The organism is Serratia liquefaciens, assembly GCF_027594825.1.
Taxonomy (GTDB): Bacteria; Pseudomonadota; Gammaproteobacteria; order Enterobacterales; family Enterobacteriaceae; genus Serratia; species Serratia liquefaciens_A.
Genome location: NZ_CP088930.1, coordinates 3,017,407 through 3,031,826, shown reverse-complemented (window position 1 = coordinate 3,031,826; position 14,420 = coordinate 3,017,407). Strand labels below are relative to the sequence as shown.

Annotated in this window: 13 protein-coding genes and 1 tRNA gene; 4 read left to right on the top strand and 10 right to left on the bottom strand. The window is 55.8% G+C overall.

What is annotated here, in order from left to right:
* Window positions 1-19: 19 nt before the first annotated feature.
* Window positions 20-256 carry a DUF4282 domain-containing protein gene (locus LQ945_RS13770; RefSeq protein WP_044554358.1) on the bottom strand — a complete coding sequence of 79 codons (237 nt, stop codon included), beginning with the start codon at window positions 254-256 and terminating at the stop codon, window positions 20-22.
* A gap of 144 nt (window positions 257-400) precedes the next feature.
* On the opposite strand from LQ945_RS13770, the gene LQ945_RS13765 reads away from it, so the two are divergent.
* Together LQ945_RS13765 and LQ945_RS13760 are read left to right on the top strand one after the other, a co-directional pair.
* The gene (locus LQ945_RS13765; RefSeq protein WP_269935258.1) at window positions 401-988 is read left to right on the top strand and encodes a histidine phosphatase family protein; all 588 of its coding nucleotides are present in this window, start codon (window positions 401-403) and stop codon (window positions 986-988) included.
* A 393-nt stretch (window positions 989-1,381) separates the two neighbouring features.
* Window positions 1,382-1,555: a hypothetical protein gene (locus LQ945_RS13760; protein ID WP_269935257.1), complete on the top strand. Its 174-nt coding sequence runs from the start codon at window positions 1,382-1,384 to the stop codon at window positions 1,553-1,555.
* A 36-nt stretch (window positions 1,556-1,591) separates the two neighbouring features.
* Here LQ945_RS13760 and LQ945_RS13755 read toward each other — a convergent pair whose 3' ends face one another.
* The 5 genes from LQ945_RS13755 to LQ945_RS13735 form a co-directional block, all read right to left on the bottom strand.
* A complete protein-coding gene (locus LQ945_RS13755) occupies window positions 1,592-2,344 on the bottom strand; it encodes a nucleotidyltransferase domain-containing protein (RefSeq protein ID WP_269935256.1) in 753 nt (250 codons plus the stop codon).
* Window positions 2,345-2,479: 135 nt separating this feature from the next.
* Window positions 2,480-3,514 carry a virulence RhuM family protein gene (locus LQ945_RS13750; RefSeq protein ID WP_270100984.1) on the bottom strand — a complete coding sequence of 345 codons (1,035 nt, stop codon included), beginning with the start codon at window positions 3,512-3,514 and terminating at the stop codon, window positions 2,480-2,482.
* Between the two features lie 248 nt (window positions 3,515-3,762).
* Window positions 3,763-3,857, bottom strand: a tRNA-Sec gene (locus LQ945_RS13745).
* A gap of 102 nt (window positions 3,858-3,959) precedes the next feature.
* Window positions 3,960-5,306, bottom strand: coding sequence for an esterase-like activity of phytase family protein (locus LQ945_RS13740; RefSeq protein WP_270100983.1), 1,347 nt, complete (start codon window positions 5,304-5,306; stop codon window positions 3,960-3,962).
* A 76-nt stretch (window positions 5,307-5,382) separates the two neighbouring features.
* Window positions 5,383-6,498 carry a cyanate transporter gene (locus LQ945_RS13735; RefSeq protein ID WP_420136190.1) on the bottom strand — a complete coding sequence of 372 codons (1,116 nt, stop codon included), beginning with the start codon at window positions 6,496-6,498 and terminating at the stop codon, window positions 5,383-5,385.
* Between the two features lie 210 nt (window positions 6,499-6,708).
* Between LQ945_RS13735 and LQ945_RS13730 the strand changes: the two genes are divergently transcribed.
* Entirely contained in the window at window positions 6,709-7,563 is an 855-nt protein-coding gene (locus tag LQ945_RS13730) for a LysR family transcriptional regulator (protein ID WP_044554352.1), read from the top strand.
* A gap of 49 nt (window positions 7,564-7,612) precedes the next feature.
* Here LQ945_RS13730 and xylR read toward each other — a convergent pair whose 3' ends face one another.
* The 4 genes from xylR to xylF all read right to left on the bottom strand — a co-directional run bounded on the left by xylR (window position 7,613) and on the right by xylF (window position 12,705).
* Complete coding sequence (xylR, locus tag LQ945_RS13725) at window positions 7,613-8,791, bottom strand: D-xylose utilization transcriptional activator XylR (RefSeq protein WP_044554349.1); 1,179 nt, start codon at window positions 8,789-8,791, stop codon at window positions 7,613-7,615.
* A gap of 185 nt (window positions 8,792-8,976) precedes the next feature.
* A complete protein-coding gene (xylH, locus tag LQ945_RS13720) occupies window positions 8,977-10,161 on the bottom strand; it encodes a xylose ABC transporter permease XylH (RefSeq protein WP_044554348.1) in 1,185 nt (394 codons plus the stop codon).
* A complete protein-coding gene (locus LQ945_RS13715) occupies window positions 10,139-11,680 on the bottom strand; it encodes a xylose ABC transporter ATP-binding protein (protein ID WP_270100981.1) in 1,542 nt (513 codons plus the stop codon). The genes xylH and LQ945_RS13715 overlap by 23 nt, the downstream gene beginning before the upstream one ends.
* A 29-nt stretch (window positions 11,681-11,709) precedes the next feature.
* On the bottom strand, window positions 11,710-12,705 hold the full coding sequence (xylF, locus tag LQ945_RS13710) for a D-xylose ABC transporter substrate-binding protein (RefSeq protein WP_020824692.1): 996 nt from the start codon (window positions 12,703-12,705) through the stop codon (window positions 11,710-11,712).
* A 366-nt stretch (window positions 12,706-13,071) separates the two neighbouring features.
* Here xylF and xylA point away from each other — a divergent pair, with 366 nt between their 5' ends.
* Window positions 13,072-14,391, top strand: coding sequence for a xylose isomerase (xylA, locus tag LQ945_RS13705; protein WP_270100980.1), 1,320 nt, complete (start codon window positions 13,072-13,074; stop codon window positions 14,389-14,391).
* Window positions 14,392-14,420 lie beyond the last annotated feature (29 nt).

The window sequence follows — 14,420 nt, the reverse complement described above, 5'->3', positions numbered from 1 at the left end:
CCCGGCGTTTTCAATTGAATTACGGTTTTTCGGCGATTTTGCGCAGATATTCGTTATTTTTAAAGGCAATGATGATCATTTCGAAGCAAACGCGGGTGAACACGCCGCCGATAACGATCGCAAACAGACCACGGAAAAATTCGCCGTAGAACATCGCACCAATCCCGCCAACCACGATACTCAGCAGGCACAGCCAGTACACGCCGGTGATGATTTTCGGCGTCAGCATCGCGTCAAAAAAGAAAATGTTTTTCATTGTAAATCCTTCCTTAGGCCAGTATTTAATTATCCCAGAGGCACCGCATCAGTGCGGCATGCCTTGTTGTCACGCCAGTAATGATAGCGAGTAACGCGATGAAAAGCGCTCAGAAATCAACAAGCCATTACATAAGGGTTGAGGATGTTTAACAAAACGGGCAACAAAATCCTGGGCGGTTTAGCTGCGCTGCTGCTGTTCAGCCAAAGCGCACTGGCGCAGGAAACGCTGATCTTCGTGCGGCACGGGGAGAAACCCGCCAACGACAGCGGGCAATTAACCTGTAAAGGACTGAATCGCGCGCTGGCGCTGCCGGACGTGCTGCTGGACCGCTATGGCAAACCGGATTTTATCTTTGCCGCCGGGCCCAAAGAGAATAAAACCGGCAGCTCGCTGCGGGCGCTGTCGACCATTATGCCCACCGCCGTACGCGTCGGACTGCCGATCGGCATTCAATTCCACGCCGATGACATCGCCGAGCTGCAGCAGGAGCTGCTCAGCGATAAATACCAAAACTCGCGCATCTTCATCGCCTGGGAACACAAGAATCTCGATAAGGCCGTGAAGAACATCGTTGCCGCACGCGGCGGCGACGCCAGTTTGGTGCCTGAGTGGCCGGGCAGCGACTTTGACAGCATTTTTGTGGTCACGCTGGATCAGGGCAAGGTTTCGTTCCGGCAAGAACGTGAGGGGTTGACTCAATTGGTGGAGAGCTGTCCTTTCGCGGGGTGATGCCAGGCCCCGTTTGAATTGGCTCTCTGCATCAGGATAGATAACGACGACGGCCAAAGGTAACGTCCGTGATCAGAGAGTCAGTCAGGATATTTTAATTTATTGTATCTTAGGCTTTTTTTCTAAACAGAGCCGTTATTTCATAATAATAAGCCATTAAGATTATTCACCAACGCATATATAAATAAAATACTGCAAAAGAAAGAATATAGATTATTTATATATTGAAACAAACAGTGACTGAATATCTTTAAATTTAAAAAACAAACTCCCGCACTCACTAATATCAAACTAATGTTTTGTATTTCACTTATGGGATTGAATATCTACGGGAACCTGTAAATATATTTATTAGCGGTGCTAGGGTAGCGCCGCACTGATTAAGGAAAGATCATGATGACCAGATCCCCCCTTGGTACTACTGCATCAACAGGGCAAAAATGCCCGGAAAGCGGCGTTTGGAAGGTGGTGGGCACACCATCAACCACCGCCCCTATCGCGAAAGGCAATACCATGCCACCCTACAATAACCAGGCGGTTACCTGGAAGTTAACCCAGTACGCTTAAGCCTTAAATTATAAGCCGCCGCTTCGGGCGGCTTTATTATTGATGTTCAAGCCAACAAAGAAAGTCCATCATTCGCTCGGTAAACTCAACGTCATTAGCATTATTGATAGCATGTGCCAGCAGGTAATCTATTTCTGGAGCCTTGTCAGGATGCAGCGCTAATAATTGCCCGACATAATCATCAAGCGCTATCGGCCAAAACAGGCTATCAGGATCGCGCAGCATATTGGTTGCCCTGATCAGTTTTCTGGCCACCTCGCGTTTGAGTCGTTGCAGCTCAGCAACCCGAGACGCACGCGAGATTTTCACACCATAATCTTCCAGCACGGTGCGCAGATCGGCGTTTATCGCCCGCGCAATACGACGATCTGGCCGGAACAGTGGCAATGCGTTGCTAACGTCATTTCCCCAAAGACAGCGGCAATGGTGTTTCAACCAATAGCCCCAGCTATAGCGATTGGCGGGGTTTAGCGCTTCATCAAGGGTGCCAATATCAAAATCCACCTTGCTGACTATCGTCAGATGTTGCTGGAAATCCTCACGCCATTGCTCAATAAGCGCCAATTCAGCATCAGTAGCCCGCCGACTCAGCAACAAGGTGATATCCAAATCAGACTCCCCCGGCGTCGCTTGCCCCCGTGCCACGCTGCCATAGAGATAAATACAGTGGATCAGCCCAGGGAAATTGCTCGGCAAACCTGCGACCAACGCTGTCAGCACGGACGTGAACGCATCCGGCAGTGGAAAGTCGGTAACCGTGGGAATAAAGCCATCGCGGCAGAATGTCATTGGCTGCTCCGAAAGGGTTTTAAGGCATCACAGGAACCGCATTAGATAGCTATTGCTATTGAATTTGCTTGGTTTTATCTCGTTCAATTTTGACAGATGCCCCCAAATGATTTTGTTTGCGGGGCTCTGGGGGCTTTATGGCTGCTTCCTGGTGTCTGTTTTCCACTGCAGTAAGCCGGCGATATCCTTTTCCCCCGCAGCTTCTTTTAAGCGGCGCTGCTGCTCGTCATACTGGACGTATTCAGCCTGCGCTTTTTCATCTGCCATTTTCTTACTGACCGAACCAGCTCCTTGTAGAACGTCACGATCGTTAAACTGCAAAAACTGATCCAGCTTATCCTGCCAGTCACGCAGGAACACCTGTTGACGACGTCGGGCCTGATCTTCGGCAAAATCCAGCCACATATTGACCACGCGGTTGAGTTCGCTGACTTCGTCCTGACTGAGGTAATTTTTCGCCACTGTCACATCGCTTTTGCACACCTCCTCGCCCTTATAGCTGCTCAACCCCATATGGGGCTGGTTGGCGTCGGCACGCTGATGGATAAGTTCGGCAGCGGTGTTGCCGGTACAAGCAAAATGCAGCTTGTTCTGGATAGTTTGAAAAAACAGCGTCGTCTCTTTGAGCGACGGTTGGTAGTCGGCGGCTAAGGCAAAGATCTCCCGAACCCGCAAATAAACCCGCCGTTCGCTGGCGCGGATATCACGGATGCGCTCCAGCATCTCATCAAAGTAATCAGGCACTGCGGATGCACCCACCGGCGGGTTTTTAAGCCGCTCGTCATCCATCACGAAACCTTTGATCAGATATTCCTGAAGCGTTTGGGTCGCCCACTGACGGAATTGGGTACCTCGGACAGAACGGACGCGGTAACCAACAGCGAGTATCAACGGCAGGCTAAAATATTGAACTTGATAATTTTTCCCGTCGCTGGCAGTTGTTCGGTAAAACCGAACAACTGAATTTTCGACCAGTTCACCTTCTGCAAAGATATTCTTTATGTGTTCGCTGATAGTCGCTTTAGCTTTGCCGTACAATTCGCAGATCATTGCCTGGGATAGCCACAGGGTATCGCCTTCAAAACGACATTCAACGCGCACCTTTCCATCACCGCTGGAAAACATAACAAATTCACCTGCCGGGGATTGGGTTAAGTGCTTATCTGTCATGTCGCCTCCGCTTTAATCTGACTTACCGTGCTGTAATGCACCCAGTATGCCAGAGATCCATGTTGGAGCTCATTACGCGTATGGCGTTTATTTTGTCGGCAACGTGCCTGGATAATGCTTGGTGATGATGTCATTCATGTTCGCCACCAGATCCCGCCGTTTGAACATCAGATCGTGGATAAAACAGTCTATTTTTCTAGTGCTGGCAAGGGGTCATTGATTTGAGGAGACTTCAGAAGACGTCAAATTGGCGGAAGATCACAGGAGTCGAACCTGCCCAGGACCGCTGGCGGCCCCAACCGGATTTGAAGTCCGGCCGCCCCACCGGGGACGAGGATCTTCCTTCGGGAGTCAGAAGCAAGAGCCTGATTATAGCGCAGTTTATCCTTAGCGCTAAGAGGGAAATAGCGGCGGCCTCCGGCAACAATACCGGAGGCCGGCAGAATTACGGCTTCAACAGATCTTTGACGTCCAGCAGGATAAATTCGTTATCATCCGCCACGTTCGGCTGGCGGCTGGAGGAGAACGGGAAGTTATTATCGTTGCCAACGATGATATGGCTGCCATCCACCACGTCGACGTTTTCAATGGTGAAGAACGGGAAGGTCAGCACGCCGTTGTTCAGCGGTTTGCGCGCCAGCTTGTTCGGGTCCTGAATGTTCAACAGGTCGATATAAGCCAGTTTGTCCACCGGTTTGCCGACGTTGGCATCAGAAAAGGCGATTTTATATACCCGCTTGAACTTCGCCACCTGGCTGAAGCAGTTGTCGGTTGGCGCCCCCGCCGCACAGGCTTGGTCCGGTGTGCCTTCGCCGTTATCACGCTCAATCACCAGGCCATGGGTAGCGTCGATCATATTGAAATCGCCGATGGCGTTCTGGTTGTCTTCCAACACGTACTGCCAGCTGCGACCGGTCCAGGCCTGCTGTTTCACGTCGAATTCCAGCACCCGCAGGTAACGCTTTCCGTCAAGGTTTTCAAACTTTTCGCCATCCCACAGCGCGCCCTCAAGCAATGGGTACAGCTTGCTGCCGTCCGGTGATGCCGCCATGCCCTCAAAGCCCTTGGAACGCGCCACCTGGAAGTTCTGTTTGCCGTCCGGCGCGCCCGGCAGGGTCAGCGTCGGGTTATCCGGCGATTTGACTACCTTGCCGTCCACCTTGGTGTCGAACACCGCCAGCACCTTGCCGGCAAGATCGGCCTTGATCAGGTAAGGACCAAATTCATCGCCGATCCACAGGGCATTATCGGCGAACTGGAAGCTTTCTGGGTCGAAGTCGCTGCCGGTCAGGTAACGTTTGTCGGTGCTCTCATTGACGATATGGAACGGCACCTTCTGGTCGGGATCGTGCAGGAATACCGTTTTCAGCGGCGTCACCGTGCCGTTGTCAAAGTCGATTTTGTAGTGATTGAGGTACAGCATGGCATCCGGTGAGTTGGCTTTGCTGCCAAAGCCGTTATCGGTCAGTACCCAGTAGGTGCCGTCGTGCATGTGCTTGATACCGGAATGGCCCTGTAGGGGTTGGCCTGCGATCGGCAGGCCGATACCGGTCATGCGATCGGCAGATTTTCCCGCCACGCTGCCCAGTTCAGTCACACGTTTGCCGCTGGTGTATTTGCCGCTCTGTCGCAAATCAGCGGGGGCATCCTGTGGCGCAGCGATGCTGGATTTTACCGCCAGTAGCGCATGCCCGGCCAGCGTCGCAGGCACCGGTTGGGCATCGGCCCACAGGTTACCGCTCAGCGCCATACAGCCGGCCAACAGCGCCAGACGAGTTTTGGTGATGTGCATGTCATGGTTCCCTTTTTGTTGTTATCGCCCAGAAGTAAAAGCAACGTCACTATAGGGAGCCGCAATGACAGAAATATTATTCGGCGAACGCCCGCCGGTAGCTGTGCGGATGGAAGCGCCAGGTGATGGCGATCAGCACCACCACCACCAGCGCATGGATCTGCCAATCCAGCACAAAGCCGCCGCTGTAATCACGCAACAGGCCGGAAATGTACGGCGTCGTGCCCGCCAGCAGGAAACCGATACCCTGCATAAATGCCACCAACCGCCCCGCCGCCGCCGGGTGCGGGATATGGTCGAGCGCCAGCACCAGACACAGCGGGAAAGCGCCACCCAACCCCAGGCCGGAAAGCAGTACCCACAGCCAAGGCAGCGTTTGCGGCTGGTAGATAAGCCCGATAAAACCTGCCAACTGCATGACCAGCGCCAGCAGCAACAGCGGGCGCCGATCCGTAGAGCGGGCCAAGGCGGGCAACAGCAACGCCCCCACGACCTGGCCGAAAGTCATCAGCGCCAATAGCGATCCGCTGGCCTGCGGCTGCCAGCCGAGCTGCATATAGTAAGGGGGCAGCCAGGCGATCAGGCTGGTGTAGCCGCCATTAATCAAACCGAAATAAGCACCGAGCAGCCAGGCGCGGCGGCTGAGCCATAAGCTTGGTCCGCGAGCAGTACCGGACGGCGTCAAACGTGCCAAACCTCTACTGACGGGCCACCAGGCGATCAGCGCCACCAGCGCCGGTGCTGCCCACCAGGCCAGCGCGCTATGCCAGTCATGACCGATGCTCGTCAGCCAAGGCGTGATCGCCGCCCCCAAGCCACCGCCCCCCATCAGCGCCGCCGACCATAGCCCGGCCACCAACGCCATCTGCTTGAGAAAGTGATGCTTGATAATGCCGGGCATCACCGCCTGGATAACGCCAATCCCCAGCCCGCCCAGCACCGCGCTTAACATCAACTGCGTGCTGCCCGGTGCCAGCTCACGCCAGGCGGCGCCCAGGCCAATGGCCAACAAACTCAGGACAACGCTGGTGCGTTCGCTGAACAGACGGTTGATGGCGCCGCCAGCCAACGCCATCAGCCCCATCATCAACACCGGCAAGGTGGTCAGCAGGGCCGCGCCGCCAAAACTCAGCCCGGTAGCCTGGCGTAGCGTCGGCAACAGCGGGCCAATCGACGTCAGCAACGGCCGCATATTCAGGCCAATCAGCACCAGTACCCACAGCAGGGGATTGAACCAACGGCGTAAGAAAGGGGGAGCAATAAAATGATTTAACACGGTCTATTCCTGAACTTCCGGGGTGAAGAGTGCGGCGTCACAACCTGTACGCCGCAGCGTTGCATTACTCTAGGCAACGCCGCTAGTATTGGGAAATTAAATAATAAAATAGCCAGCAGTGGGAAAATGAATCGCTACCCGATGTTCAATCCGCAGTTATTGCTCAGCTTTGTCGCCGTGTGCGACAGCGGTAGCTTCACCCGCGCCGCGGACCGGGTATTTTTATCGCAGTCCACCGTCAGCCAGCAGGTGCGCCGGTTGGAAGAGATGCTCGGTAAACCGCTGTTTGAGCGCTCCTCTCATCAGGTGTTGCTGACCGAGGAAGGCGTCAAACTGTTGAGCTATGCGCGGCGGATCATCGCGCTGAATGAAGAGGCGCACGACGCCCTGACCGGTATCTGGCGCGACGGCGTACTGCGGCTGGGAATGCCGGAGGATTTCGCGGCGCCGACCACGGAACTGCTGGCGGAATTCAGCCGGGCGCATCCGCACCTGCGGCTGGACGTCACCAGCGGCCTGAGCGCCGATCTGCACAGCGCCTATGCCCGTGAAGAGCTGGATCTGATCCTGGTGAAACAGCGTCGTAGCCAACCCCCACGCGCCGCCAGGCCGGAGCCGCTGCTGTGGCTGGATAGCCTGGCTTTTCCGGCCATCGAACAATCCCCGGTTCCGCTGGCGGTGTTCCCGCTCAATGGCCTGTACCGCGATGACCTGTGCCAGGCGCTGGATAACCTCGGCAAGCGTTGGCGTATCGGCTACAGCAGTGCCAGTCTGGCTGCTCTCACCGCGGCATCCGCCGCCGGGTTGGGCGTCACGCTGTTGCCGGCCAGTTGCCGCTTGCCCCGCCACCGGGTGCTCGGCGTCGCCGAAGGGTTACCGCCGATCGACAGCATCGAACTGGCGTTGTATTACCGCGACGGCGCCCCTGCCGCCACCCCGGCACTGGCCGAACGGCTGAAGGCATTCTGCGGGTTGGTATGAAAGGGTGTAGCCTTATTCGCTACGTATGTAGCCATTATGGCTACACCTCCTAATACCCGACCTCACCGTAACGCTCGCGATAATCTTTCGGCGTCATGTCGTAGCCCTTCTTGAATACCGAGTAAAAATACTGCAGTGAGGGATAGCCGCACATCTGCGAAATCTCGTTGATGGTCAACGAAGTGGCCTTCAGCAGGTTACAGGCCCGATCCAGCTTCTCCTGATGGATCACATGGTGGATGGTTTCGCCGGTTTCATCTCTGAAGCGCTTTTCAAGATTGGAACGCGACAGCCCTACCGCATCGAGCACCTGTTCGACCTTGATGCCCTTACAGGCGTGATGGCGAATATAATGCATGGCCTGGATCACCGCCGGGTCACGCAGCGAACGGAAGTCGGTGGAGCGGCGCTCGATCACCTTTACCGGCGGCACCAGAATACGTTGCAGCGGCAGCTCACGACGGTCGAGCAACTGATGCAGCAGCTTGGCGGCACGGTAGCCCATCTGGCGGGTGCCCTGCGCCACGGAAGACAGCGCCACCCGCGACAGGTAGCGCGTCAGCTCTTCATTGTCGATGCCGATCACGCACAGCTTTTCGGGCACCGCAATGTCCAGATGTTCGCAAACCTGCAGCAGATGGCGTGCCCGCGCATCGGTCACGGCGATGATGCCGGTCTGCTGCGGCAGCGTCTGTACCCAGTCCGCCAGCCGGTTCTGGGCGTATTGCCAATTCTCCGGCGCAATGGCCATGCCCTGATAGACCACGCCCTGATACTGCTCCAGCGCCACCCGCTGACGGAAAGCCTGTTCGCGCTCTTGCGCCCAACGTTTGCCACCTTCACTCGGCAACCCGTAGAAGGCAAAGCGATTAATGCCCTTTTCCTTCAGGTGGCTGAACGCCGCCTCTACCAACGCCTGATTATCCGTGGCGATATAATGCACCGGCGGGTAATCCTCATCGCGATGATAAGAGCCGCCCACGCCGACGATCGGCACCCTGACGTTATGCAGCAAATGTTCGATTTCACGGTCGTCGAAATCGGCAATCACCCCATCGCCCAGCCAGTCCTTGATGTTGTCGATACGGCAGCGAAAATCCTCTTCGATAAAGATGTCCCAATCGCACTGTGAAGCCTGCAAATACTCACCAACGCCCTCGACTACCTGGCGGTCGTACACTTTATTGGCGTTGAACAGCAACGTAATGCGAAAGCGCTTTTCGAACATGCGGTAACCCCCAGTGACGATAGGGGGCGAATAAATTCGCCCCGATTAAGGCGGGCGCAGCATGCAGCACTCCTACCCTGTCTGGAGATGGCGAGTGAGGCGCCTGGCCGCAACTTGAAAGCTACAGGGTATTCTCTGCGAGAGCAGCAAGCATCACCTCATAACTGTGACCGCGGGCGCGATTCTTATGCCCGGCGCTTGGTGGCGGAATCCATCCACACCGCCAGCAGCAAAATGGCACCCTTGACGATGTACTGCCAGAAAGTCGGTACGTCCAACATGCTCATGCCGTTATCCAGCGAGGCCATAATAAACGCCCCCATCACCGCCCCGGCAACGCTGCCTATGCCTCCGGCCAGGCTGGTGCCGCCAATCACGCAGGCAGCGATGGCGTCCAGCTCGGCAATATTGCCTGCCGAAGGCGAACCGGCACCCAGTCGCGAACTGAGGATCAGACCGGCAATCGCCACCATCAGACCGTTGATAGCGAACACCGCCAGTTTGGTGCGCTCGACGTTGACGCCCGACAGGCGCGCAGCGTCAATATTGCCGCCGATGGCGTAGATCCGACGGCCAAAGGCGGTGCGGGTGGCCATAAATATCCCCGCCAGCATCAGCGCGGTGAGGATCAGCACCGGCGTAGGCACCCCGCGATAGTCGTTAAGCAAATAGATTGCGCCGAGTACCAGCAGCGCCAAAATGCTTTGTCGGGTTACGTCACCGGTCGGCGTGGCTACCGGCAGGCCCAGCTGTACGCGTCGGCTGCGCCGCCGCCATTGCCAGGCCACAAACAGCATCAGCCCCACCGCGCCGATACCGAAACCCAGCCCGCCCGGCAAATAACTCTGACCGATTTGCGACATGGCGCCGCTGGTCGGTGCCACCGTGGTGCCATTGGTAATACCGATCAGGATGCCGCGAAAGGCCAACATCCCCGCCAGAGTGACGATAAACGAAGGGACTTTGCGGTAGGCAACCCACCAGCCGTTCCAGGCCCCCAACAGCAGACCGGCCACCAGCGTCACCACGATGGTCAGCGGCAGCGGCCAACCGAACCAGACGTCAAAAATCGCCGCCGCCCCGCCCAGCAGCCCCATCATCGAACCGACCGACAGATCGATTTCCGCCGAAACGATCACAAACACCATCCCGACCGCCAAAATGCCGGTGATCGCCGTCTGACGCAGCAGGTTGGAGATATTACGCGCGCTGAGATAGGCCCCTTCGGTGGTAAAGGTAAAGAACAGCATAATGACGACTATCGCCGCCAACATGACAAACACCTGCAAATTGATGGATTTCAGCTTCACCGCCGTTTTTTTCTCCACCTTTGCCGCTACCATCGCTTCAGACTGCGTGTTTTTCGACATCTGTTTCACTCCTCAATGCGGCTTCCATCACCTGTTCCTGGGTCAAACCGCGGTTGATCAACGAAGCCTTGATGCGCCCCTGATGCATCACCAACACCCGATCGCTTAATCCCAACACTTCCGGCAACTCGGAAGAAACCACGATCACCGCGATCCCCTGCTGTACCAGTTGATTGATTAATTTATAGATTTCTTGTTTTGCACCGATGTCGATGCCGCGCGTCGGCTCATCCAGGATCAGGATTTTCGGCTTCAGCAGCAGACACTTGGCCAGAATCGCTTTTTGTTGATTGCCCCCGCTCAAGCGGGCGATAGCCAGTTCTGGCGAGGAGGTTTTCACCCTCAGCTGCGCCAGCGACTGGCGGATGGTTGCCTGTTCGCGTGCGTCGTCGATCACCGTCAACATGCCGCTGAAATCACTCAGCGCCGCCAGCGTCATATTGGCCCCGACGCCCATCACGGGGACGATGCCATCACGCTTGCGGTCTTCCGGCACCATGGCAATGCCGTAGCGCATCGCCTGACGGCAGTTGTTGATGGTGGCCGGCTGGCCATGGAGGGTAATGCTGCCCTGCCAACGACCGGGGTAGACGCCGAACAGGCACTGCATGGTTTCGGTGCGCCCTGAGCCGACCAGCCCGGCAACGCCGAGTATCTCGCCGCGCCGCAGGCTGAAGGAGACATCGTCCACCCGGCGAACCTGACGGTTTACCGGATGCCAGGCGGTCAGGTTATCCACCTGCAGGATCACCTCGCCTATCTCATGCTGTTGTTGCGGATACAGCTCGGTCAGCTCTCGCCCCACCATCATGGCGATAATGTCGTCCTCACTCATCGCCGCCGCCGAACCGGTGCCGATATGCTTGCCATCGCGGATCACGCAGATCAGATCCGAGATCGCCTTCACCTCGTTCAACTTGTGCGAAATATAAATACAGGCAATACCGTGATCGCGCAGATCCCCGATGATCGCCAGCAGCGTAGCGGTTTCACTTTCCGTCAGCGAAGCCGTAGGTTCATCCAATACCAGCAGCCGAACCTGTTTGTTCAGCGCCTTGGCGATCTCCACCAGCTGCTGCTGCCCCAACCCGAGTTCGCCAATCGGCGTATTGGGATCAACCTCCAGTTTGACCTGCGCCAGCATGCGTCGGCAACGCAGGTACATGGCGTCATAATCCATCACCCCGTAGCGGCGCCATTCATTGCCGAGAAACATGTTTTCCAGCACCGTCATCTGCTTTACCAGCGCCAGCTCCTGGTGAATGATGGCAATGCCTTTCTGCTCGGTGTCGCGGATATTTTTCGCCGCCAATAAATCGTCAGAGAAATAAATATCTCCCTGATAACTGCCGTGCGGATATATTCCGCACAGCACTTTCATCAGGGTGGATTTTCCCGAACCGTTCTCACCACACAGCGATAATACCTGGCCAGCTTCCAGTTTCAGGCTGACATTATCCACCGCCTTAACCGCACCGAACTGCATGGTAATATTTTTCATTTCTAATAGGTTGGGCATTATTCCCTCCACATTACCGGCTTTCGGAATTATTGAATGTCGGCTTTTTTGTGGAAACCGTCGGCAATAATGGTGCTGTCAATATTCGCTTTATCCACCGGGATCGGCGTTAATAACCAGGAGGGCACTTCTTTGCTGCCGTTATTTAAGCTGGCGTTGGTTTTCGGCTGTTCGCCCTTGCCCAGCTGCACGGCAATGCCCGCAGCCTCATCGGCCAGTTTGCTGATTGGCTTATAGACCGTCATGGTCTGGGTGCCGGCGACGATGCGCTTCACCGCCGCCAGGTCGGCGTCCTGCCCGGAAATGGCCACTTTGCCCGCCAGGCCCTGTGCGGCAAGCGCCTGAATTGCGCCGCCGGCGGTGGCATCGTTAGAAGCCACTACCGCGTCAATCTTGTTATTGTTGGCGGTCAGCGCATTTTCCATGATTTTCAATGCGTTTTCCGGCAGCCATCCATCAACCCACTGATCGCCCACCACCTTGATTTTCCCGCCGTCGATCAGCGGTTGCAGCACCTTCATCTGTCCCTGGCGGAACAGCTTGGCGTTGTTATCCACCGGCGAACCGCCCATCAGGAAATAATTGCCCTGCGGCACCCGCTGCACCAGGCTTTGCGCCTGCAACTCGCCAACCTTTTCATTATCGAAGGAGATGTAGAAATCGATGTCGGCGTTGTTGATCATGCGATCGTAAGCCAGGACCTTAATGCCTTCCCGTTTGGCTTCGCTGATGACGTTGCTCAGCACCTGGCCGTTATAAGGAATAATCACCAGCACGTCGACGCCGCGGTTGATCATGTTTTCGATCTGCGCCATTTGGGTTTCTTCATTGCCGTTGGCGGATTGGACAAACACGTCTGCCCCCAGCGACTTGGCTTTGCTGACGAAGATGTCGCGGTCTTTTTGCCAGCGCTCCAGGCGCAGGTCGTCGATCGCCATACCGATTTTGACTTCTTTGCTGAACGCCGGTTGGCTGGCCAGCGCCAGCAGCGCGCAGACCGAAAGGAACACAGGTTTAAATTTCATCTTATATACCTTTGTTATTTAAAGCATAAGGAAGGCAATTTAAATAGGCCGATTACGCAGCTTCGAGCAGATTGTTGTCGCTTATTTATGCTTCGGCAATTACTGATTTTTACCGGCCAGTTACGATTTTTGGTTTAATGTTATTTTTATGATGGCGGTCATGCTTTCACGCTGTAAAACAGCACATCGACAAATAAAAATGAAATAAGCCTTAAATAAAAAGCGGTTATAACCCTATTATGCGATCTACCGCACATTTAATAATTCTGTGAATTTAAGTGTGAAATAACGTAATTGAGCCGCCGGTAGCAAACTCCGAAGATAAAGCCATCCCGTAACTCGGGCATTGCTACCCAGGAGTCGATAATGCAACCTTATTTTGATCAGCTTGAGCAAGTGCGCTATGAAGGGCCGAACAGTCATAATCCGCTGGCCTTCCATCATTACAATCCGGATGAACTGGTGCTCGGCAAGCGCATGGCGGAACACCTGCGTTTCGCCGCCTGTTACTGGCATACCTTCTGCTGGAATGGCGCAGACATGTTCGGCGTCGGCGCCTTCGATCGTCCCTGGCAGCAGCCGGGCGACGCGCTGGCGCTGGCCAAACGCAAAGCCGACGTGGCGTTCGAGTTCTTCCACAAGCTGAACGTACCTTACTACTGCTTCCATGACGTAGACGTCTCACCGGAAGGTGCCTCGCTGAAAGAGTATCTGCACAACTTTGCGGTGATGACCGACGTGCTGGAAGAAAAGCAGCACAGCAGCGGCGTGAAACTGCTGTGGGGCACCGCCAACTGCTTTACCCATCCGCGTTACGGTGCCGGTGCCGCCACCAATCCGGATCCGGAGATCTTCAGCTGGGCGGCCACCCAGGTGTTTACCGCCATGAACGCCACCCAACGTCTGGGCGGCGAAAACTACGTGCTGTGGGGTGGGCGTGAAGGCTACGAGACCTTGCTCAATACCGATCTGCGCCAGGAACGCGAGCAAATTGGCCGCTTTATGCAGATGGTGGTGGAGCATAAGCACAAAACCGGTTTCCAGGGCACCCTGCTGATTGAGCCTAAACCGCAGGAACCGACCAAACACCAGTACGACTACGATGTCGCCACCGTCTATGGTTTCCTGAAGCAGTTCAGCCTGGAAAAAGAGATCAAGGTGAATATCGAAGCCAACCACGCCACGCTGGCAGGCCATTCGTTCCACCATGAAATCGCCACCGCCATTGCGCTGGGCATTTTCGGCTCTGTCGACGCCAACCGGGGCGACCCGCAGCTGGGCTGGGATACCGACCAATTCCCGATCAGCGTAGAAGAGAACGCGCTGGTGATGTTCGAAATTCTCAAAGCCGGGGGGTTCACCACCGGCGGGTTGAACTTCGATGCCAAAGTCCGCCGCCAAAGCACCGACAAATACGATCTGTTCTATGGTCATATTGGCGCCATGGATACCATGGCGCTGGCGTTGAAGGTCGCGGCAAAAATGGTGACCGACGGCCAGCTGCATCAGCAGGTAGCGAAACGCTATGCCGGCTGGAATGGTGAATTGGGCCAGCAAATTTTGCAGGGCAAACTGTCGCTCGAAGCCTTGGCGCAGTACGCTGAAGGCCATGCACTGGCGCCGCAGCACGTCAGCGGCCGTCAGGAACAGCTCGAGAACCTGATGAACCGCTATCTGTTCGGCTAACTGACTCCCGCGCGGCGCTTCGCCGCGCC